Origin of the sequence: Photobacterium sp. Ph5, from assembly GCF_022129445.1 — a bacterium.
In the GTDB taxonomy this organism is placed as follows: Bacteria; Pseudomonadota; Gammaproteobacteria; order Enterobacterales; family Vibrionaceae; genus Photobacterium.
Genome location: NZ_JADQAQ010000001.1, coordinates 81,840 through 102,561, shown reverse-complemented (window position 1 = coordinate 102,561; position 20,722 = coordinate 81,840). Strand labels below are relative to the sequence as shown.

The 20,722-nt window shown below is 40.4% G+C and carries 22 protein-coding genes and 2 tRNA genes; 18 read left to right on the top strand and 6 right to left on the bottom strand.

Annotation, left to right across the window (positions count from 1 at the left end; translation table 11 throughout):
- From zipA to I3259_RS00505, 6 genes are all read left to right on the top strand, one after another.
- Nucleotides 1-478: cell division protein ZipA (zipA, locus tag I3259_RS00530; RefSeq protein WP_238027830.1), on the top strand; the 478-nt coding region annotated here is incomplete at its 5' end.
- A gap of 144 nt (nt 479-622) precedes the next feature.
- Nucleotides 623-2,635: an NAD-dependent DNA ligase LigA gene (ligA, locus tag I3259_RS00525; protein WP_238027829.1), complete on the top strand. Its 2,013-nt coding sequence runs from the start codon at nt 623-625 to the stop codon at nt 2,633-2,635.
- A 540-nt stretch (nt 2,636-3,175) separates the two neighbouring features.
- Complete coding sequence (locus I3259_RS00520; RefSeq protein ID WP_238027828.1) at nt 3,176-4,576, top strand: OprD family outer membrane porin; 1,401 nt, start codon at nt 3,176-3,178, stop codon at nt 4,574-4,576.
- A 143-nt stretch (nt 4,577-4,719) separates the two neighbouring features.
- Nucleotides 4,720-4,938, top strand: a complete 219-nt coding sequence (locus I3259_RS00515; protein WP_238027827.1) for a hypothetical protein — start codon at nt 4,720-4,722, stop codon at nt 4,936-4,938.
- A 146-nt stretch (nt 4,939-5,084) separates the two neighbouring features.
- Entirely contained in the window at nt 5,085-6,509 is a 1,425-nt protein-coding gene (gene gltX, locus I3259_RS00510; protein WP_105060729.1) for a glutamate--tRNA ligase, read from the top strand.
- Between the two features lie 140 nt (nt 6,510-6,649).
- A tRNA-Ala gene (locus tag I3259_RS00505) sits at nt 6,650-6,725 on the top strand.
- Between the two features lie 103 nt (nt 6,726-6,828).
- Here I3259_RS00505 and I3259_RS00500 read toward each other — a convergent pair.
- From I3259_RS00500 to I3259_RS00490, 3 genes are all read right to left on the bottom strand, one after another.
- Nucleotides 6,829-7,368: a hypothetical protein gene (locus I3259_RS00500; protein WP_238027826.1), complete on the bottom strand. Its 540-nt coding sequence runs from the start codon at nt 7,366-7,368 to the stop codon at nt 6,829-6,831.
- A gap of 368 nt (nt 7,369-7,736) precedes the next feature.
- A tRNA-Arg gene (locus I3259_RS00495) sits at nt 7,737-7,813 on the bottom strand.
- Nucleotides 7,814-7,859: 46 nt separating this feature from the next.
- Nucleotides 7,860-8,996, bottom strand: a complete 1,137-nt coding sequence (locus I3259_RS00490) for a flagella assembly protein FlgT (protein ID WP_238027825.1) — start codon at nt 8,994-8,996, stop codon at nt 7,860-7,862.
- Nucleotides 8,997-9,140: 144 nt separating this feature from the next.
- On the opposite strand from I3259_RS00490, the gene I3259_RS00485 reads away from it, so the two are divergent.
- Nucleotides 9,141-9,776 carry a FlgO family outer membrane protein gene (locus tag I3259_RS00485; protein WP_238027824.1) on the top strand — a complete coding sequence of 212 codons (636 nt, stop codon included), beginning with the start codon at nt 9,141-9,143 and terminating at the stop codon, nt 9,774-9,776.
- A 10-nt stretch (nt 9,777-9,786) separates the two neighbouring features.
- Nucleotides 9,787-10,248 (top strand): LPP20 family lipoprotein, encoded by a 462-nt coding sequence (locus I3259_RS00480; protein WP_107294141.1) that lies wholly within the window; start codon nt 9,787-9,789, stop codon nt 10,246-10,248.
- Between the two features lie 3 nt (nt 10,249-10,251).
- Here the strand turns inward: I3259_RS00480 and flgN are convergent, their stop codons facing one another.
- The 3 genes from flgN to flgA form a co-directional block, all read right to left on the bottom strand.
- Nucleotides 10,252-10,680 (bottom strand): flagellar export chaperone FlgN, encoded by a 429-nt coding sequence (gene flgN / locus I3259_RS00475; protein ID WP_238027823.1) that lies wholly within the window; start codon nt 10,678-10,680, stop codon nt 10,252-10,254.
- Nucleotides 10,681-10,715: 35 nt separating this feature from the next.
- On the bottom strand, nt 10,716-11,027 hold the full coding sequence (gene flgM / locus I3259_RS00470; protein ID WP_105060722.1) for a flagellar biosynthesis anti-sigma factor FlgM: 312 nt from the start codon (nt 11,025-11,027) through the stop codon (nt 10,716-10,718).
- Nucleotides 11,028-11,147: 120 nt separating this feature from the next.
- Nucleotides 11,148-11,855 carry a flagellar basal body P-ring formation chaperone FlgA gene (flgA, locus tag I3259_RS00465; RefSeq protein WP_238027822.1) on the bottom strand — a complete coding sequence of 236 codons (708 nt, stop codon included), beginning with the start codon at nt 11,853-11,855 and terminating at the stop codon, nt 11,148-11,150.
- 151 nt (nt 11,856-12,006) lie between these two features.
- Here flgA and I3259_RS00460 point away from each other — a divergent pair, with 151 nt between their 5' ends.
- The 10 genes from I3259_RS00460 to I3259_RS00415 all read left to right on the top strand — a co-directional run bounded on the left by I3259_RS00460 (nt 12,007) and on the right by I3259_RS00415 (nt 20,708).
- Nucleotides 12,007-12,936: a chemotaxis protein CheV gene (locus I3259_RS00460; RefSeq protein ID WP_238027821.1), complete on the top strand. Its 930-nt coding sequence runs from the start codon at nt 12,007-12,009 to the stop codon at nt 12,934-12,936.
- Between the two features lie 73 nt (nt 12,937-13,009).
- Nucleotides 13,010-13,837: a protein-glutamate O-methyltransferase gene (locus I3259_RS00455; protein ID WP_238027820.1), complete on the top strand. Its 828-nt coding sequence runs from the start codon at nt 13,010-13,012 to the stop codon at nt 13,835-13,837.
- Nucleotides 13,838-13,989: 152 nt separating this feature from the next.
- Entirely contained in the window at nt 13,990-14,385 is a 396-nt protein-coding gene (flgB, locus tag I3259_RS00450; protein WP_238027819.1) for a flagellar basal body rod protein FlgB, read from the top strand.
- Nucleotides 14,386-14,387: 2 nt separating this feature from the next.
- The gene (gene flgC, locus I3259_RS00445) at nt 14,388-14,804 is read left to right on the top strand and encodes a flagellar basal body rod protein FlgC (RefSeq protein ID WP_238027818.1); all 417 of its coding nucleotides are present in this window, start codon (nt 14,388-14,390) and stop codon (nt 14,802-14,804) included.
- A 17-nt stretch (nt 14,805-14,821) separates the two neighbouring features.
- Nucleotides 14,822-15,547, top strand: coding sequence for a flagellar hook assembly protein FlgD (gene flgD / locus I3259_RS00440; protein ID WP_006646758.1), 726 nt, complete (start codon nt 14,822-14,824; stop codon nt 15,545-15,547).
- Nucleotides 15,548-15,553: 6 nt separating this feature from the next.
- Complete coding sequence (gene flgE, locus I3259_RS00435; protein WP_238027817.1) at nt 15,554-17,014, top strand: flagellar hook protein FlgE; 1,461 nt, start codon at nt 15,554-15,556, stop codon at nt 17,012-17,014.
- 175 nt (nt 17,015-17,189) lie between these two features.
- Nucleotides 17,190-17,939 (top strand): flagellar basal-body rod protein FlgF, encoded by a 750-nt coding sequence (gene flgF, locus I3259_RS00430; protein ID WP_238027816.1) that lies wholly within the window; start codon nt 17,190-17,192, stop codon nt 17,937-17,939.
- Between the two features lie 16 nt (nt 17,940-17,955).
- Nucleotides 17,956-18,744 (top strand): flagellar basal-body rod protein FlgG, encoded by a 789-nt coding sequence (gene flgG, locus I3259_RS00425; protein ID WP_238027815.1) that lies wholly within the window; start codon nt 17,956-17,958, stop codon nt 18,742-18,744.
- Nucleotides 18,745-18,799: 55 nt separating this feature from the next.
- The gene (gene flgH, locus I3259_RS00420; RefSeq protein ID WP_198038456.1) at nt 18,800-19,570 is read left to right on the top strand and encodes a flagellar basal body L-ring protein FlgH; all 771 of its coding nucleotides are present in this window, start codon (nt 18,800-18,802) and stop codon (nt 19,568-19,570) included.
- 46 nt (nt 19,571-19,616) lie between these two features.
- Nucleotides 19,617-20,708, top strand: a complete 1,092-nt coding sequence (locus I3259_RS00415; RefSeq protein WP_238027814.1) for a flagellar basal body P-ring protein FlgI — start codon at nt 19,617-19,619, stop codon at nt 20,706-20,708.
- Nucleotides 20,709-20,722 lie beyond the last annotated feature (14 nt).

Sequence of the window (20,722 nt, the reverse complement as noted above, 5' to 3'; positions counted from 1 at the left end):
AGAGCCAGAGCCAGAGCCAGAGCCAGAGCCAGAGCCAGAGCCAGAGCCAGAGCCAGAGCCATTACCACCAACTTATATCTCGCTATGTGTCCATGCGCGCAGCGGTAAGATTTTACGTGGGCCGTCACTGTTTGCATGTTTAGAGCGACATGGTTTAATTTTTGGTGAGAATTCAGTATTCCATCGTCACGCTGATTTAGCAGGTACAGAGCCTGTTATTTTCTCCGTAACTAACTTATTAAACCCAGGCTCTTTCCCTGAAACTAACTATCAGCATTTTGAAACACCAGGTATTGGCTTTTTCCTAATGTTGCCTTGTTACGGTAAAGCAGCAAGTAACTTTAACTTAATGCTACAAACAGCACAGCAAATAGCTGATGAGTTGAATGCAGATGTTCTCGATCAAGATCGTATAATGATCACGCCAAATCGTATTACGCAATATCGAGAAAAATCAGTGAAATATAATAATGCTTAATCTTTAAAAAGATGAAGACATTAATGAGCAGGCTCCTTTAAGGGGCCTGTTTTTTATTTAAATTTAGGCAATAGTCTTAATTATTTTGTTATCGATAGACTGTTGTTTTGGCAGAAACTATCAAGATATGTCAGGTAGAAAAAAATGAGTATTGACCTTCAGCAACAACTATTAACGTTACGACAGCAACTCGATTACCACGGTCATCGTTATTACGTTGAAGATAATCCAGAGATCCCTGATGCTGAATATGATCGAATGATGCAGCAACTACTAAAGATCGAAGCTGAGCATCCAGAATGGATAACTGTTGATTCGCCAAGCCAACGAGTTGGTGGTGCTGCGTTAGAGGGGTTTACTCAAGTTAAACATGAGATCGCGATGCTTTCGTTAGACAATGCGTTTAATGATGATGATTTACGTGCATTTCAAAAACGTTTACAAGATCGCTTGCGTTCAGGAGCCGCATTCAGTTACTGCTGTGAGCCTAAATTAGACGGTCTTGCTGTGAGCCTAATGTATGAAAAGGGAGTGTTAGTACAAGCAGCAACCCGTGGTGATGGCGCAACAGGTGAAAACATTACTCATAATGTACGTACTATTCGTGCGATTCCCTTAAAGCTTCAAGGCGACGATTGGCCTGAGCGATTAGAAGTTCGCGGTGAAGTCTTCATGCCTAAAAAAGGCTTTGATGAGTTAAATGCTAAGGCACTTAAAAAAGGTGATAAGGCTTTTGCTAACCCACGGAATGCAGCAGCTGGTAGCTTGCGTCAGCTTGACCCTAAAATTACTGCCACACGACCATTAAGTTTTTATGCTTATGCGGTTGGTGTTGTCGATGGACGTGAACTTGCTGATACGCAATATGAACGCCTGTGTCAGTTAAAAGCATGGGGACTTCCAATGTGCCCAGAAATTCGAAAAGTTGACAGTATTGAAGAGGTTATTGCTTACCATCAAAGCATCGGTGAAAAACGCCAATCACTAGGCTATGAAATTGATGGTGTGGTGATTAAGGTTGATGATGTTGATACACAGCAACAGCTTGGCTTTGTTGCTAGAGCACCTCGTTGGGCAATTGCTTATAAATTCCCAGCCCAAGAAGAGATGACAATCCTAAACAATGTAGAGTTTCAGGTTGGACGTACAGGTGCAATAACACCCGTTGCTAAGCTTGAACCTGTTTTTGTGGGCGGCGTAACAGTCAGTAATGCGACGCTACATAATGCTGATGAAGTGGCACGTTTAGGCGTAATGATTGGCGATACTGTTATTATCCGCCGCGCTGGTGATGTGATCCCACAAATCGCCTCAGTAGTTGAATCTCTACGTCCTGAAAATGCACAAGCGATTGTATTTCCAACAGAGTGCCCTGTTTGTCAGTCAAAGGTTGAGCGTATTGAAGGCGAAGCTGTAGCTCGTTGTACTGGTGGACTCTTCTGCCAAGCCCAGCGAAAAGAAGCCTTAAAGCACTTCGTATCACGTAAAGCACTAGACGTTGATGGTTGTGGCGAAAAAGTGATAGAGCAACTGGTTGATCGTGAAATGGTAACAACACCTGCTGATTTGTTTAAATTCAGTGCAGGAGAGGTGACGGTACTTGAGCGCATGGGACCTAAATCAGCTCAAAAACTGGTTGATGCGTTGAATGCTTCAAAACTGACAACATTACCTCGTTTTATTTATTCATTAGGTATTCGTGAAGTAGGTGAAGCTACTGCCGCTAATCTAGCGAATTACTTTGATACATTAGAAGCAATTAGCCAAGCAACGAAAGATCAGTTAATTGCAGTGCCGGATGTCGGCGGTATTGTTGCGGCACATATCTTTAACTTCTTTAGAGAAGATCACAACATGGCTGTTGTAAACGAGTTACAAGAAGCTGGGATACATTGGCCTGAAATTGAAAAACTTGGCGATGATGTCGAATTACCGCTTGATGGAAAAGTGGTCGTACTAACAGGATCTTTATCTCAATTAACGCGCTCTGATGCTAAAGCAGCATTACAAAAATTAGGTGCAAAAGTCACTGGCAGTGTTTCGAAGAAAACTGATTTATTAGTCGCTGGTGAAGCGGCTGGTTCTAAATTAGCGAAAGCGCAAGAGCTAGGTATTGAGATCTGGTACGAACAAAAGCTCGTCGATCTGATGGCTTAAGATCTTTTTTATAGGTTTGATAAATCTTGTTACAAAAAAAGTCGCTCATTTTTTGGGCGGATTTTTTATGAATTAAATGAAACAGTGTATAGAGCTGTGTGATCAATGTAGTTAATCGGTGTTGTTCTGCGTTTAAAAATAATAATGTAAATAATCTGTTAATCAAAAAAATTAGCTTATGTTAATGAAATATCAAAATACGATCAGGGTCACACATACACACTGGTAACACCATATCGTATTGTTTTTAAATGGTTATTTTTTTTAGTGATGAGCGTTTGAAAACATTTGAGCTAGATCACTATAGGCCGGAAAGTTTGCACTGAATCAAATTTTTAACACAAGAAAGTAAGTTCTTATTGATGTTTTGCGCTGCGAAAGTAGTCTTAATAGCGAAGTTACATAAAGTTCAATTTCGAACGAAAAAATATGAATTGGTCGAATTGATTCGGCTAACATATGGGAGATTTACTTGTAGCCTTCGGCGGCCAACCATTCAGGTTACAGGTAAACAGCTTATATCTTTTAGGAGTTTATTCCATGGAATCAAAGTTTTTTAAAGTTTCTGCTTTAACAGCAGCAATGTTAGGCGCAGTAGCAATGCCAGCAATGGCACAGCAAGATGTTCCTCAAGATATCATTGATAATGAAATTGCATTCTTTAGTGAATCAAAAATCAGCGGTAATGTTAACTACTTCATGCGTGCTCGTGACCGTGCTGGTAAAGACGATCAAGGTAATGATACTTCTAAAGTAACTAACTTAGATCATGGTTCAGTATTTGCAAACCTAGGTTTCAATTCTGGTTATATTGCAAATACTGTAGGTTTAGATTTAGTTGTTTACTCTACATTTGATATGTGGGCTGGCGAGGATACTGGTGGTTCATTCGAACACGAGATGAATTTCTTTGACTGTGACTCTCCTTATGGAGCTACATCATGTGATAGCTACAAAACTGATAATGGTGTTTCATATTCAACAGCTAATTTGAAATTTAAGTTTGGTGAGAATGTAAACGCTAAATTAGGTTATTTCCAGCCATCAGTTCCAAGTACTCTTGGTGTTAACTGGTCATTTGCTCCTGGTACTTACCGTGGTGGTGAAGTTGGCTTGAACTTTGGTGACTTAGCATTAGGTGCTGTATTCGCAGATGAGTACAAAGCTCCATGGTTTAAGGATACATATAAGTTTAATGACGGCTCATTCTGGGGTGGTGCAGGTAAAGATGTAGGTGAAATTTACTCTGTTGGTGCACGTTATACATTAGCTAATGGTGTATCTATTGATGCCGCATTTGGTGGTTTAACTGATGGCGATCGTAAGAATGCTCATATTAAAGTTAAAGGTACTACTGAAGGTGGTTTATACTGGTCTCCTCAAGTTTACATGATTGATGATAAGAACCAATATGATGACACTGCATTCCAATTAGCATTCCTATCTAGCTTTGCATCAGGCCCATACTCGTTCCGTGCAGAAACTACGTACACAATGGCTGACTCAACGGAGAAACGAAATACTGTCGGTAACTTCGCATACCGTTTAACAGAGCAATATGGCGGCTCAAATGGTGCGTATGATATTTGGTGGAATAACCGTTCTGATTACAACCATGATGGTGAGTTAGCACTATTTGGTTCGATGTCTCGTGACTTCGCTGATATCGGTGCAACAGGCTTAAATGCTGGTATTAGTGCTGCATATGGTTTCGGTGCTAAATCTGAGCAAGCTGGTATTGATGAATTGAAAGAATACGCATTTAGTGTATTTACTAACTACGCAATTCAGACAGGTGCTCTTAAAGATGCAAATATCAGCATGTACTACACTCAGTACTACAATGACACAAATGCTGGTGACTGGGGTGCATACTCTAACGGATTCAATGACGAAACAGACTTTAAACTTATCTTAACAATGCCATTCGGTATTAAATAAGAAAAATAGTTTCGAATAAAAGCCAGTGCTGAAAAGTACTGGCTTTCTTTTTTTTAAGAACTTTATCAACTAGAGTGAGTGATAACAAAAAAAGCACTATATTTATATTTGTTACATATGTTGTTTACTATGGAGCGAATGTAATGAAAAAAATATCCATGTTTATTATTGGTCTGATTTTATCTGCTTTTTCTAGCCTTGCTACTGCCGAAAGTTGTGCAGGAGGAGCAATGGGAAATGGAGGCGGCGCACCAGCAATGAATATTTATAGATGTGTTGTTAGTGATAATTCAGGTCACATGCAATCAAAATATGTACCTCGTTACTATTGTGAACATATTGGTGGTAAAGTTATTTTTTAAAGTTGTTTCTTATTTAAGAGAAAAACGGATTTTCTCTTCATTACTCCTCAAATATTGTAGATTTACCCCACAGTGCTAAAATACTCCTCATTAGATAAGACACAGTAGTACTTACTGTGTAGTCCTTCATTCATAAGGTAATTCCAATGACGGTTAAAACTCGTTTTGCACCAAGTCCAACTGGCTTTTTGCACGTAGGCGGTGCTCGTACTGCACTTTACTCATGGTTATACGCTAAACATATGGGCGGCGAGTTTGTACTTCGTATTGAAGATACGGATCTAGAGCGTTCAACTCAAGAAGCTATTGACGCGATTATGGAAGGTATGGAGTGGTTAGAGCTTAACTGGGATGAAGGTCCTTACTACCAAACTAAGCGTTTTGATCGTTATAACGAAGTGGTTGATCAACTACTAGCAGAAGACAAAGCGTACAAGTGTTACTGTCCGAAAGAGCTTCTTGACGAAATTCGTGAAGAGCAAATGGCGGCAGGCATTAAACCTCGCTACGATGCAAACCACCCTAAAATTGTTGCAGCTAATGCCGCTGCGACAGAAGATTCACCATTCTGTATTCGCTTCCGTAACCCTAAAGAAGGGACGGTAGTTTTTGATGATAAAATCCGTGGTCACATCGAAATTGCGAACAGTGAGCTTGATGATCTTATCATTCGTCGTACAGATGGTAGCCCAACGTACAATTTCTGTGTGGTTATCGATGACTGGGATATGGGTATTACTCAAGTTGTTCGCGGTGAAGACCACATTAACAATACGCCTCGTCAAATTAATATCTATAAAGCACTAGGTGCACCAGTACCTGAGTTTGCACACTGTGCAATGATTCTAGGTGATGATGGCGCGAAATTATCTAAGCGTCATGGCGCTGTAGGTGTAATGCAATACCGTGATGATGGTTACCTGCCACAAGCACTACTGAACTACTTAGTTCGTCTAGGTTGGTCTCATGGCGATCAAGAGATTTTCTCACTACAAGAGATGATTGATCTATTTAGCCTAGAGTCAGTAAGTAAGTCAGCATCTGCATTTAATACTGACAAACTATTATGGCTAAACAACCATTACATCAAAACAGCTGAGCCTGAATATGTTGCTAAGTACCTACAATGGCACTTAGATCAGAAAGAAATTTCTATTGAAAATGGTCCTGCTATTACAGATGTGATCACGCTAGTGGGTGAGCGTTGTAATACATTGATCGAACTTGCTGAACAATCTCGTTACTTCTACCAAGACTTTAGTGAGTTTGAAGCTGGCGCGGCGAAAAAACACTTACGTCCTGTTGCCAAAGAAGCATTAGCGCTTGCACTTGCTAAAGTTGAAGCACTTGATGAGTGGACAACAGAAAACCTTCATGCCGTTATTGCACAAGTGTGTGAAGAACTTGAGCTAGGTATGGGTAAAGTGGGTATGCCTTTACGTGTAGCTGTTACAGGTCAAGGTCAGTCACCTTCTGTTGATGCTGTTATGCAGCTTATTGGTAAAGAGCGTGTTGTAGCTCGTATCAAAATGGCATTAGCATTTATTGCAGAGCGTGAAGCAAACGCATAATCAGCGATTTTAAGAAGAGTAGATCACAACCTGTTTTCTATTCTTTTAATATCAAAAAAGCGTAGCTTATCACAGAATGAAACTCTTCTATATTTCGTTATTGACTGAAAATTAAAAGCGTTTTATCTTGATTCTGTTTTGGGGCTATAGCTCAGCTGGGAGAGCGCTTCGCTGGCAGCGAAGAGGTCAGCGGTTCGATCCCGCTTAGCTCCACCAAATTTTAAACCTCGCTTTATGCGAGGTTTTTTTATATCTAAAATTTGCCACTTAAAAGAAAGCCCCGCATTATAGCGAGGCTCTTTATTGTTAAAGCGAAATCTTAGAATCGCGCATTTACAATAGGGAATACAGGTAGGCTCTTACTAACGAAAGTACCAGACTTATCGTAGTTAATTAGGCCGATCTGAATACCTTTATTAATATGATCGGTTGCGTTTACTAAGCCAAACTGTAGACCATTTAATGATCCTGCGTAGTTAAACGTACCGAACTGTGCACCTGTAAAGTTGCCTGCAGTATAGTTAACGGCACCAAAATCAGCACCTTTAGCATTACCGTCATTCCAGTTTGCAAGGCCAAACTCAAGACCTGTCATCATAGAACGAGTACGGTTCACACCAAATGCTAGGCCAAAGTTTAGACCTTTGAATGTATCAATATCTGAAAGACCTAATAATGAGAAGTTTACACCTGTTACAGAAGCGGTATGCCCATATAGAGCATTTAGGCGAACACCTGTAACGTTACCTGATGGTAGGTTTACGCCAGGAACTGAAAGCTGAACCGGTGTGTTAGCCATAGCTGCTGCTGGAGCAAGAAGAGCGGCAGATACAATAAGAGATGCTAATTTCATTTTCATAATAATATCCTAAACAAGCGCATAACATGGTAGTTATGAATTGCAGGCAGTATAAACCGAAAATAATAAAAAACAACGTTCAAATATTGTAACGTTATGTTTCAAATAGAGAGTAAATTAAAATAATAAGATTGATTTTAAACAGTAAATATGGAGTTTTAAATGTATAGCGATAGATTCATTTTTTAATAAAGTAATGATTATTGGTGAGATGAAGCAACTAATTTATAGCAGTATCCATTGATGTGAACATGAAGCTATAAATAAAAAATCCAATATCGTATAGCTAACTACACCTATAGCTACACATGATTTATCTGAAACAAAAAAGGCTTAGCAATTAAAAACTGCTAAGCCTTCGATAAATATGGCGCTCCCTGCTGGAGTCGAACCAGCGGCCTTCCCCTTAGGAGGGGGACGCTCTATCCATCTGAGCTAAGGAAGCATTTAGGTATTATACGGTATATTTTTAAAAATATAAGGGAATACTCTTAACGTCGCGTCTGCTTGGTTAGTAAATCACCAGGTTGAATGCTTGCTGCTAATTCTGGTTGATTGACAATAAGTTCTGCTGACTTTTCATAAACACGATCAACGGTTAAGCTAATTTTTGTATCAACCATACGATTCCGTGGTATACCTTTCTGATCAATAAACCCTGCACTATGCCAAAGCTTTAATTTATCACCTTGCTTTACGCCATGAACACGACCAACGTTCATTTGTGCAACATTATTATGGATGTTGATGATTTCAGGGAGGCTGGCTCGGCAAGAGAGTGCACTTTCAATATCGAGCATCATATTTTGGCTGATCCGTTGAATGCTCTGTCCATAAGGTGAAACCCAAAAACGTGCTGATTTGGTATCTACATGGCTTGAGCGAGAAAACGGCCATAACCCAATTTCACGGTAGCTATTTTGGTAGATTATCTCACCTGTTTTACCGTCCATTATTTCCAATGAAACCGCAAACTGGCGATTGACTTGATCTTTTTTTCTCGATTTCTCATCAAGAGTGGCGGTTAAATCTGTTATTTCACCGCCAATTAAATATTGCGCATCGTGATCTTCAGCTAGCATTGTCATTGCGGATGCTTGGGTTGCACTAAAAGGGACGGTAGTTTTTCCGGTAACAATAAAGCTTTGTGAACGTTTTTGGATTTGTTTACCGAGTATTGAAGCGAAATCAGTGCCTATTTTATACACGCTGCCCATTGCTGCTTGTTGTGGCTCTGTAATTGAAAAGCTTCCTAATAGAACGCCTTTTTTATACTGGGTCTTGTGGCAACTTTTTTCCGATGGATAAATATCGATACGGCTGGTGACATACATTTTGCCGCCTGCTTTTTTTTGTTCAAGAACTGTTACATTGCGGATCTCATTGCCACTAAATCGATATTGCTGCTTAGGCTCTGCGAAATAAGGTTTTAATGACGTAAGTGTTGCGATTTCACCGCCAGCATGCTTCATTGCTTGATATACCGCATCTTCGAGCGCATTAACACGTGCTGTTTCTTCACTTTCTAAAATAACCGCTTCACCTGTTACTTCAACCCACTGGGCTGAGCTATAGCATGAAAAAAACAAACAAAGTGCACTTAAGCTGCGTAAAAATTTTTTATTCATAAAAGCCCATTTAGGTATGTTTTTTGCTTTTTAATAGTTCGATGAAAAATTGAATGCAAAGAGTGTTCCCAATTAGGCTCTTGTATTAAAGAATTTAAATGTTCGTACGATATAAAGAAAACAATATTTGAGGGCGGGTAAGTAATGAATAAGTGGATTGTAATTGTGTTGTCGTTAGCGATGACTGCTTGTGCCGCACCTCCGGTTTATAACGGTAAAGAGAAATACTCATCAGGCGCTTACTCTTTATCAGACACGCCAAGACATACCGTTGATTATTTTATTGAAGGATTAGCGAATCAATTGGTAACGTCGAACCAATATTTAACGGCGAGTACGCCATTAGCTGTTACCTCGTTTGTTGATTTACAAGATATGACGGAAACTAACTGGCTAGGTAATGTAGTGAGTGAAAACTTCATGTACCAAATGCAGCAACGTGGTTTTACAGTGGTTGACTATAAGTCAACAGGGGTAATTAAAGTGACGCGTAATGGCGATTTTAGTATTAGTCGCAACTGGAAAGAATTAGCGTCACAGCAACCTGTTGATTACGTGCTAACAGGCACAATGCTGCGTCAAAGTGGTGGTGTGCTCATTAATGCTCGAATTATCGGTATGCGCTCAAATGTGGTTATTGCTACAGCACAGGGTTTTCTTCCGGCAGAGCGTATTGGTCGAGATTTGGATTTTATGAATAAGATTCAGTTACGAAATGGGGTCATTATGCGTACAGATGTGCGTAACCGTCCTGATAATAATGTAATTTTAAAGCCGTAAGGAAGTAACAATGAAATATTATGTGGCTTTAGCTGCTGCGATGTTATTACTGTCAGGTTGTACTAATACAACATCAGGCAGTGCAACGGTTCCAGGTCCTGATTTAACCCAAAGTAAAGATGTGATCCAAGCGGTAGGGTATGCTTCAATTAGTGAGCAAAAAGGGCGAACAAAAGAAGAAAAAAGTATTCGTGCAATGCGCGCTTCTAAGTTAGATGCTTACCGCGAATTATCAGAGCAAATCTATGGATTACGTATTAGTGCCACAACATCGCTTGATGATCAGCAATTAGGGTATGAAAGTACAGATGGCGCAGTAGATGGTGTTATTCGTGGAGCAAAAGTTATTCGTAGTTATCCTGTCGGTGACAGTTATGTCACTGAAATGGAGTTAAACATTGGTTTGATGGAACGAATGAAGCAACACGGTGAAGTGTTTCATGTACCGAATAAACAAGAAGTCATGTTTTAACGATTACGCTTTTAGGTTGGTACCTAATGAACGAACATTTTGTGCGATTCCATCACAATTGTAGGTCATTTGGTGCCGCCCACGACTTTGCTGGAATAAATTATTTAGCTTATGAAAGCTGAGGTGAGCGCGCTGTAATACTTCGCCATTGATATCATTATACTGTTGGCATTCTTCCACTAGATCTTGAATCGTCTTCACTTGTGTTTGGTATTCGTCGATCTGCGTTAACTGGTCGCGCTCTTCATGGGAAGATAATAAATAATCATGTTGCTGGACTTTGTAGATCAGATCTAACTTCTCTTTGGCAATTTGTTCTATTTCTAACGCCTTGCGGCGAGTTATTGCTACTCTTTCTTGTTTGAGAAGATCGATTAAAGACAATAAGGTGGTTTGTTGAATTTCAAGCAGTTGACCAAGTGTCTGTTTCATTACGCTGATCTCAATTCTAGTATGCAGGTGTTATCTTAAAGCCCATTAAGCTCGTCTTCGAACTTTAACATATTTGATGCAAGTTTATCGGCATCAATAGTATATGAGCCATTTGCAATTGCTTGTTTGATCTCTGCCACTTTTCCAGCATCAAAGCTTGGCTCTGTTGCTAATTGTTGATGAATTTGTCCCACAGCTTTACCTTGAGAGCTTAAAGATACTTCGTCATGTTGCTCTTTAGCAATGTTTGACGTGGTAGTTTGCTCTTCCGTTGTGGTGGTTTTTTGTTGGCCAACACGTGTGGTATTTACAGGTTGTCCGCCACGTAGGTGATCAATACTTGCCATAATGTTTTACCTTGATAATTAACGGTGATACTTAGCTATCGGCAAAGTGTGAACAGACTTTAGTAAATATTATGCAGATAAAATGATTTATTTATCGTCATGCGAAATCAACTTTTCTGACTAATACTTTACGGTTACTTCACCAACTGCGGTAATAATAGCATCAATCATGCGTCTTGATGTTCTATTCTGAACTCGGATCTCTTCACCGATAGCCCCGTCAGACAGCGCTTTACCTTCTGTTACTATATTTAGTCCGCCTGTTCCGGCACGGATAATGACAGTGTCGTTACGGCATACTAAACAAATATCACGGGCTTGGATCATTTCTCCTAATTTTACTGAGCGTTTAACTTTTGATCCTATGATTTCATTAGGATCTTCAAAGCTATTGCCTCGTTGGAAACGACTTTCAACCATTTGAACGGAAAGTTTATCTCGAGTAATAACCATGCCTCGACCAAGAGCAACACTAGCAACAACTTTAGGTAGTGTTAATTGCACGCTTACAGGGACATAAAGCTGCCAGTTTTCGGTAGGGCATTTAACAAGCACAGTAACATTACCACTTAAGTTTTGTTTACCGGGTAGAGTGGCTTCAAGTGGTGCCGAACAAGTAGAAAAGCGAAGACGGTTATCAAGCTCTGCTGCTGTAACTTTTAATTCCCCTTTTTCTGGTAAGGTAACTTGCTGTTTTATTAGGTTTTCAGCAGATTTTTCCACGGAATCTAGCACGTTATAATCGGAAGCGAAGATATTTGTACTAAAGAAAAATAGCAAAAAGCCGATAAAAATTGGCAAGAGTTTTTGATCTCTGTGGCTTGTCACGGTAAATGCTCTTTGGTCATGGTTAGAATTACTATAACATTCGTACTTATAGGTAGATATTCTAATATCTTGATTATTTATCAGATGTGATCGTGAGTGGATAACGTGTGTTCGCGAGCGCGGATTTATAACACTACAGGGAGTTTATCCAATGACAGGTATTTTAGATTCAGTTAATCAGCGGACACAATTAGTTGGGCAAAACCGATTAGAGCTGCTGACATTTCGTCTTAATCGACGTCAGCGTTATGGCATTAACGTTTTTAAAGTTAAAGAAGTTCTGCAATGTCCCCAATTAACATCAATGCCGAATTTACATCCATTGATTAAAGGTGTTGCTCATATTCGAGGGCAAACCATTTCTGTTATTGATATGAGCTTAGCGACCGGCGGACGTCCAATCACCGATTTAACCAATTGCTTTATTATCATTTCGGAATTTAATCGCTCTATTCAAGGTTTCCTTGTGTCTTCTGTTGAACGCATTATTAATATGAATTGGGAATCGATTCTTCCGCCTCCTCAAGGTGCTGGTCGAAGTAACTATCTGACGGCGGTGACAGAAATAGACGGTGAATTAGTTGAAATTTTAGATGTTGAAAAAATTCTCGATGAAATCTCGCCAGTTAATACCAATATCACAGGAACAGTGCTTGAAGAGTTGGTTGAAAATGGCCCTGCAGTGCGTCGCGTTCTTGTTGCTGATGATTCAACAGTGGCACGTAAGCAGGTACAACGAGCGATAGAAGCGATTGGTTGTGAATGTGTATTAGTTAAAGATGGTAAAGAAGCCATTACTAAGTTGCGTGAAATGGCATCACAAGGCTCTATTTATGAGCAACTTGCATTAATTATTTCTGATATTGAAATGCCTGAAATGGATGGATATACATTAACGGCTGAAATAAGAAATGATCCTAAATTAAAAGACTTACACGTTATTTTGCACACATCATTAAGTGGCGTATTTAACCAAGCCATGGTTGAGCGTGTAGGTGCGAATGCCTTTATTCCTAAATTTAATCCAGATGAATTAGGTCGAGCGGTTAAAGGGGCAATGCCTGAGAAAGTAATTGAATAGGTATAGCCGCTAAAAATTATTATAAATTATTGAGCATTTAATGCCGAAACGTACTGACAAAGAAGAGTTGTAAATGACAGCAGTAACTGTAAATGACCAAGAATATCGTGAATTTTGCCGTTTTCTTGAGTCACAATGTGGCATCGTATTAGGCGATAGCAAGCAATATTTAGTACGCAGTCGTTTAAGCCCGTTAGTGAATCGTTTTTCTTTATCGTCGCTTTCAGACTTGTTGCAGAATGTATTATCAGGTCGTAATCGTGAACTACGTATTGCCGCCGTTGATGCAATGACAACCAATGAAACATTGTGGTTTCGTGACGGTTATCCTTTTACCGTTTTATCTGACAAAATTTTGCCAGAACTTGCAGCAAATAAAAAACCAATAAAGATTTGGTCTGCAGCGAGTTCATCAGGTCAAGAACCGTATTCGATGGCGATGAGTGTTTTAGAAACCCAAGCTAAGCGCCCTGGTTTACTGCCATCTATTCAAATTACAGCAACCGATATCTCACAGACGATGCTGGAAACATGCCGAGCGGGTGTGTATGACAATCTTGCTTTAAGCCGAGGGCTATCGCCGGAACGTCGCCGTATGTTTTTTGAAGACAATGGTGATGGTCGTATGCGAGTTAACAATCAAGTTAAACAAATGGTTAATTTTAGGCCGCAAAACCTTAAAGATAGTTATGCATTATTGGGGAAATTTGACATTATTTTCTGTCGTAATGTCTTGATTTATTTCTCACCAGAAATGAAATCGAAAGTATTAAATCAATTAGCGGCAAGCTTAAACCCTGGCGGCTATTTGTTCTTAGGGGCATCAGAGTCGCTAACAGGGTTAACGGAAAAATTTGAAATGATCCGTTGTAATCCAGGCATCATTTATAAACTCCGTTAATTGAAGAAGCGCTACCGCTTGTTAATATTGCGTGTAGCGCTTTTTAGTTAATTATTATCCTCTCTAGTAACCAACCATCTTCTTAATTTCTCAATTCTTAAAATTGGCACTGTCTTTGCTTTATTACTGCTAAGTAATTGTGGAGGCAATATATGTCCATTTCGTTCGATAAAGCATTAGGGGTTCATCAGCATACTGTTGGTGTACGTGAAAAACGTGCAGAAACCCTTGCGAGTAATATCTCCAATGCCAATACTCCGGGCTATAAAGCAAAAGATGTAGACTTCAGTAGTGCGCTTAAAGCGGCAACATCTGGGGCAGATATTGGCCTAAGCCGAACAAATGGGCGGCACATTAATGCCTCTACACAAGTCAGTGGCGAGCAAAAATATCGCGTGCCAACACAGCCGGATACAGGGGATGGCAACACGGTGGATGCACAACTAGAGCAAAACTTGTTTATGCAAAATAGTATTGAATATCAAGCATCGCTGGATTTTTTAGGTTCGAAATTTAAGAACCTGAGCAAGGCATTGAAAGGGGAATAAGAATGAGTTTATTTAATGTTTTTAATGTAACGGGATCGGCAATGAGTGCTGAATCTGTACGTTTAAATACCACATCAAGTAACCTTGCTAACGCCAACAGTGTCAGTAGCTCAGCAGAAGAAACCTATAAAGCTCGTCATCCTATTTTTGCCGCTGCATTAGACTCTGCGTCTTATCATCAAAATAGTAGCGTACCTGTGCAAGTTAAAGGGATTGTTGAAAGTGATAAGCCGTTATCCGCTGAATACAATCCTGAGCATCCGATGGCAAATGCTGAAGGCTTTATTTATAAGCCCAACGTTAATGTGATGGAAGAGATGGCGAATATGATTTCGGCATCTCGCTCATATCAAAATAATGTTCAGGTAGCTGATGCGAGTAAGCAGATGCTAATGAAAACCTTGCAGATGGGTAAATAAGGTAAGGAGTTGTCATTATGAGCACAATTAATGGTGCAGGAAACAGCAATCTTTCTTACCTTGACCAGCTAAAAAGCATGCAAGATAAGAAAGTTGAACAAGAGCAAGAAGTCACAGGAAAAAATCAGCTGAAGCAAGATGATTTCTTATCATTGCTAACCAAACAATTAGCACAGCAAGATCCGTTTAAACCTGTAAGTAATGATCAAATGATCGCGCAAATGGCATCATTCGCCACCGTTGATGGCATTAACAAAATGAATGAGCAGTTTGGCTCATTAAATAGTGCAATGACATCAAATCAAGCACTACAAGCTTCTTCTCTTGTTGGACAAGATGTACTTATTCCTAATTCAACCGCAATGCGCAGTAGTGAAGGCGAAATGTCTGGCATGACGCGTTTAACGCAAAGCGTTGATAACGCTATGTTGCGAGTTGAAAATGAACAAGGTGAATTGGTCAAAACCATGAGCCTTGGTGCTAAATCAGCCGGTGAACATCCCTTTACATGGGATGGTAAAGATGATGATGGCAACATTATGCCGCAAGGAATGTATAAGTTTTCTGTGTCAGGCAATGTAAAAGGCGAAAGCCAGAATTTTGAAGTGCTTACACACGCAAACGTGAATAGCGTTTTATTAGGGAATAACGACGGTCAGGTGATGTTAAATCTTGCTGGCTTCGATAAGCCAGTTCAATTGGCTGATGTTCTACAAATTGGCAAAGCAACACAAAAAGGATAATCGAATATGAGTATGAACATTGCGTTGAGCGGTTTAGGTGCAGCTCAAAAAGATCTAAATACCACCAGTAATAACATAGCCAATGCTAACACCTTTGGTTTTAAAGAATCACGTGCTGAATTTGGTGATGTCTATTCTAATTCGATTTTCTCTAATGCCAAAACCACAACGGGTGGGGGCGTACAAACCTCAACCGTTGCTCAGCAGTTCCACGAAGGTTCCAGTATTTACACCAATAACCCGTTAGATTTACGTGTATCTGGTTCGGGTTTTTTTGCTGTGGCAGATAATAAAAATGAACCTGCGAATAATAACCTTACCCGTAATGGTGCATTTCATTTAAATAATGAAAATGAGTTAGTGAATTCTGAAGGTAAGTTCTTACTGGGTTATCCCGTTAATAAAGATTCAAATACCGTGGCGTCTTATGAAGCAAAATCAATGAAAATTGATGACGTGTTTGGTCAGCCAACCAAGTCAGGCACAATAAAAGTATCATTGAATTTACCCAATAAAGAAACAACGCCTAAAAATAGTCCGTTTGATTTTAAAGACTCAGATTCATTTAGTAAATCAACCTCATCGACGATTTATGACTCATTAGGTAAGCCATATAAAATGACGACTTACTATGTGGCTAAATATGATCCTAATGCTACAGAGCCTACTCCAAAAAATGCCAACACATGGGAAGTATTCCAAACAGTCACGAATAATAATGGTGACGAGGTGGCATTGGATGTTCAAGCTGGGTCCTTGCCTGCAGGTTATGACGCAGTAGGTAAAGCGAATGCTGCGGGTGAACCTCATATGGGGTATGTGATGCGGTTTGATGAGAATGGACAGTTACTTAAAGGTAAAGATGCTATTCCTGGTACACCTGCGATACCAGCAGATCCTGAAACAGGAACACCAGAAATACCTGCAGTTCCTGGTGTTCCTGCGGTTCCAGGGTCTCCGACGAAAATTCAAATGCAAACATTTGCTGAGTCTGGTATTGATGTCGGTGGTGCGGATGGTACGCAAGCATTAACCATGGATTATGATGATCCCACTCAATATGCTTCAGCGTTTGAAGTGCGTAAATTCCAAGACGTTGATGGCGCTACAACAGGTTATTTGTCTAAAGTTGATATCGATCCTGAAGGCAATATTTTGGCGTCTTATTCAAATGGTAAAGATATCGTTGTAGGACGTGTTGCCTTAGCGCGCGTTTCTAATGAGCAAGGGTTAGCACAGTTAGGTGGTACGCTTTGGAATACCACCCAAGAATCAGGTCAGGCGATTTGGGGTGATGCATCTCAAGGCTCATTTGGCTCTGTCAAAAGTGGAACGCTTGAACAATCAAATATCGATATGACCCAAGAGCTGGTGGATTTGATCACTGCGCAACGTAACTTCCAAGCTAGCTCTCGTGCACTAGATGTGAATAACCAGCTACAACAGAATATTCTACAAATTCGTTAAGGTTTATCCTTTTCAGTCCTATTGCCGTTTTACACTTTCGTTGAAGCGGCAATTTTTTTCCCTCCAGTATTATCTTCCTTCTCTTTTTCTCTCAATACACTGTTATTAAACAATAAATATAATTGGCTTAGTTTTTGCTTTATTGATGCTGTTAGATAATAGGAGTGTCAAAAAAATGGATCGTGCTCTGTATCTTGCCATGAGTGGCGCAAAACAAGATATGTATGGTATGCAAGTACATGCCAATAACTTGGCGAATGTCAGTACAACAGGCTTTCGTGCCGACTTACAACAGGCGCGTAGCATGCAAGCCTATGGTGAAGGTCTACCTAGCCGAGTATTTTCAATGGCTGAACGCCCGGGTAATGATTTTGCGCAGGGCTCAGTGATCAATACAGGGCGGGATTTAGATGTTGCTGTTCAAGGTGATGGTTGGCTTGCGGTGATGGATGTAAAAGGCCAAGAAGCTTACACCCGTGCAGGGCATTTAAAAATTGATCAAACAGGCATGTTACAAAACAGTAATGGTCAGTTGGTGTTAGGTCAAAACGACAGTCCTATTTTTATCCCTCTTCCGATCAGTAAAATTGAAATTGGTAAAGACGGTACGGTGTCGGTTTTACCACAAGGTGCGCCGCCTGATGCTATCGCAGTTGTTGATCGTATTAAATTGGTTAAACCTGATAACCAAGCGTTGTTTAAAGATACTGATGGTTTATTTAAATCCATCGGCGAGCGTGTTCCGCTTGATGCAGATGCCAGTGTAACACTGGCGAAAGGTATGCTTGAAGGCAGTAACGTGAATGCGGTTTCTGAAATGACCAGCATGATTGATCTTCAGCGCCACTTTGAAATGCAAATAAAACTGATGAAAACCGCAGAAGAAATGGATAAAGCCTCTTCTTCTCTTATGCGTATTGGCTAATTAAAAGGACAGAACAATGCATCCAGCACTATGGGTAAGTAAAACCGGTCTTGACGCGCAGCAGACAAATATCTCGACTATTTCTAACAACTTGGCTAACGCCTCCACCGTTGGTTTTAAAAAAGGTCGCGCGGTTTTTGAAGATCTCTTTTATCAAAATATTAATCAACCTGGCGGTCAGTCAACCCAAGATACAACATTACCAACAGGTTTAATGTTGGGAGCAGGTTCAAAAGTGGTTGCGACACAAAAAGTCTTTACCCAAGGTAATACTCAAACCACTAATAACGCTATGGATATGATGATCGAAGGTGATGGCTTTTTCCAAGTGCTATTACCTGATGGCAACATAGGTTATACCCGTAATGGTCAGTTTACGATTAATGCAGAAGGTCAATTAGTGACTAGCGGCAGTGGCTATCCTGTACAGCCTGAGATTGTGGTACCTGAAGATGCGGTAGGCATTACTGTTGGTACTGATGGTGAAGTTTCTGCCCGTATTCGTGGTGAGCAAGAAAACCAAGTCTTGGGGCAAATTACCACCGTCGACTTTATTAACCCAGGTGGTATGGAGCCTATTGGTCAGAACTTATTCTTACCAACAGGCGCTAGCGGCGATCCTCAAGAAGGGACACCGGGCTTGGAAGGATACGGCTCTATTCGCCAATCTATGCTTGAAACGTCCAACGTAAACGTGACGGAAGAGCTTGTGAATATGATTGAAGCACAACGTGTTTATGAGATGAACTCGAAAGTGATTTCAACTGTTGATCAGATGTTGAGTTACGTTAACCAGCAATTGTAATGATTGGTGGTAATGAATGAATTGCGCTCAGGTAAATAAAATGAATCGTCAGTGGATGAAAAGATCATTACTTCTATTAAGTTTGGCATTAACAGGCTGTGTATCTACACCACCTGATGTTGCTGGCAGTGATATTGAAAAAGCCACCACCAATGTTGATGCGGTAGAAGGTAAAGAGAAAGAGTCGAAAGGGCTTATTGATCGGATCCGTAAACGCGAAGATCCAGAAGCGGGCGATCCCGCTTGGAATCCTGTTCGTCCACAAGATAAACCTGAGCATTACGCAACAGCAACAGGCTCTTTGTTTAATCAATCACAAGTACAAGATCTGTATGACGACACTAAGCCTCGTGGTATTGGTGATATCGTCACAATTTTATTAGAAGAAAAAACCGCAGCGAAAAAGAGTGCAAGCTCAGATTTAGATAAATCTACCGATTTAAATATGAAGCCAATAGAGCTAGGGGGGAAACCCGTCACCATTCGTGATTACAGCTTGTCTTATGGTATGTCGAACAACAACACATTTGCAGGCTCTACTTCTGCCGATCAAAGTAACAGTATTAAAGGTTCTATTTCGGTTGAAGTGGTTGAGGTTTTAAATAACGGTAACTTGGTTGTACGTGGTGAAAAATGGCTAATGCTTAACACTGGGGAAGAATATATTCGGGTTAGCGGACATATTAGACCTGATGATATTAGCCAAGATAACACCATTGCATCAACACGTATTTCTAATGCGCGGATCCAATACTCAGGTACCGGTGATCGCCAAGATATTCAAGAGCAAAATTGGTTATCACGTTTCTTTAACGTTGCTTTCTAATCAGCCAATTTTTGTCAAAACATAGCGTTAGGGACAGGAGAATCCATTGAATTTTCGCGCACTTATTATTACAGGATTAATTTTATTATCTGGCACTGTGGATGCGGCACGTATTAAAGATGTTGCTTCCGTTGCAGGAGTTCGTAGTAACCAACTTGTCGGTTATGGTTTAGTCGTTGGTTTGCCCGGTACTGGCGAGACAACACCTTTCACTGATCAAAGCTTTAATGCCATGCTGCAAAATTTCGGCATTCAATTGCCGGTAGGTACAAAGCCAAAGATCAAAAACGTTGCCGCTGTTGCGGTTAATGCCACTTTGCCTCCTTTTACCAAACAAGGTCAAAGCATTGATGTTACGGTATCTTCTATTGGTTCTGCCAAGAGTTTACGAGGTGGTACGTTATTGCAAACTTTCTTAAAAGGTTTAGATGGCAAGGTTTATGCAATAGCTCAAGGTACATTGGTCGTTGGTGGCTTTAGTGCAGAAGGGGCAGATGGCTCTAAAGTTATCGGTAATACGCCAACGGTAGGTCGAATCTCTAACGGTGCAATGGTTGAACAAGAAGTACCAAACCCATTTGGACGCGGTGATTACTTAACCTTTAACCTGCATGATTCAGATTTTACCACTGCACAACGTATGGCTGATTCTATTAATCAGTTTTTAGGGCCTCAAATGGCATCAGCTGTCGATGCAACATCAATAAAAGTGCGAGCACCACGGGATGTTAGCCAGCGAGTTGCGTTCCTATCAACAGTTGAAAACTTAGAGTTTGATCCGGCAGAAGGCTCAGCCAAAATTATCGTTAACTCACGCACTGGTACCATTGTTATTGGCCAGCATGTGAAGTTAAAACCTGCGGCAATCACCCATGGTGGTATGACAGTATCCATTAAAGAAAACCCACAGGTGAGTCAACCCAACGCCTTTGCTGGTGGTGAAACGACCGTGGTTGAGAACAGTAATATCAACGTACAACAATCTGATGCACGCATGTTTAAGTTTGAGCCGGGCGTGTCGTTAGATGAGCTTGTTCGAGCGGTGAATCAAGTGGGCGCCGCGCCATCAGATCTAATGGCAATTTTGCAAGCGCTAAAACAAGCGGGTGCCATTGAAGGGCAGTTAATCATCATTTAACCCTGATGGTTTAA

What these genes read in the sequence shown, in the direction of transcription:
- ligA (WP_238027829.1), top strand. Translation starts at nt 623, where the DNA reads ATGAGTATTGACCTTCAGCAACAACTATTAACGTTACGACAGCAACTC.
- I3259_RS00520 (WP_238027828.1), top strand. Translation starts at nt 3,176, where the DNA reads ATGGAATCAAAGTTTTTTAAAGTTTCTGCTTTAACAGCAGCAATGTTA.
- I3259_RS00515 (WP_238027827.1), top strand. Translation starts at nt 4,720, where the DNA reads ATGAAAAAAATATCCATGTTTATTATTGGTCTGATTTTATCTGCTTTT.
- gltX (WP_105060729.1), top strand. Translation starts at nt 5,085, where the DNA reads ATGACGGTTAAAACTCGTTTTGCACCAAGTCCAACTGGCTTTTTGCAC.
- I3259_RS00500 (WP_238027826.1), bottom strand. Translation starts at nt 7,368, where the DNA reads ATGAAAATGAAATTAGCATCTCTTATTGTATCTGCCGCTCTTCTTGCT.
- I3259_RS00490 (WP_238027825.1), bottom strand. Translation starts at nt 8,996, where the DNA reads ATGAATAAAAAATTTTTACGCAGCTTAAGTGCACTTTGTTTGTTTTTT.
- I3259_RS00485 (WP_238027824.1), top strand. Translation starts at nt 9,141, where the DNA reads ATGAATAAGTGGATTGTAATTGTGTTGTCGTTAGCGATGACTGCTTGT.
- I3259_RS00480 (WP_107294141.1), top strand. Translation starts at nt 9,787, where the DNA reads ATGAAATATTATGTGGCTTTAGCTGCTGCGATGTTATTACTGTCAGGT.
- flgN (WP_238027823.1), bottom strand. Translation starts at nt 10,680, where the DNA reads ATGAAACAGACACTTGGTCAACTGCTTGAAATTCAACAAACCACCTTA.
- flgM (WP_105060722.1), bottom strand. Translation starts at nt 11,027, where the DNA reads ATGGCAAGTATTGATCACCTACGTGGCGGACAACCTGTAAATACCACA.
- I3259_RS00460 (WP_238027821.1), top strand. Translation starts at nt 12,007, where the DNA reads ATGACAGGTATTTTAGATTCAGTTAATCAGCGGACACAATTAGTTGGG.
- I3259_RS00455 (WP_238027820.1), top strand. Translation starts at nt 13,010, where the DNA reads ATGACAGCAGTAACTGTAAATGACCAAGAATATCGTGAATTTTGCCGT.
- flgB (WP_238027819.1), top strand. Translation starts at nt 13,990, where the DNA reads ATGTCCATTTCGTTCGATAAAGCATTAGGGGTTCATCAGCATACTGTT.
- flgC (WP_238027818.1), top strand. Translation starts at nt 14,388, where the DNA reads ATGAGTTTATTTAATGTTTTTAATGTAACGGGATCGGCAATGAGTGCT.
- flgD (WP_006646758.1), top strand. Translation starts at nt 14,822, where the DNA reads ATGAGCACAATTAATGGTGCAGGAAACAGCAATCTTTCTTACCTTGAC.
- flgE (WP_238027817.1), top strand. Translation starts at nt 15,554, where the DNA reads ATGAGTATGAACATTGCGTTGAGCGGTTTAGGTGCAGCTCAAAAAGAT.
- flgF (WP_238027816.1), top strand. Translation starts at nt 17,190, where the DNA reads ATGGATCGTGCTCTGTATCTTGCCATGAGTGGCGCAAAACAAGATATG.
- flgG (WP_238027815.1), top strand. Translation starts at nt 17,956, where the DNA reads ATGCATCCAGCACTATGGGTAAGTAAAACCGGTCTTGACGCGCAGCAG.
- flgH (WP_198038456.1), top strand. Translation starts at nt 18,800, where the DNA reads ATGAAAAGATCATTACTTCTATTAAGTTTGGCATTAACAGGCTGTGTA.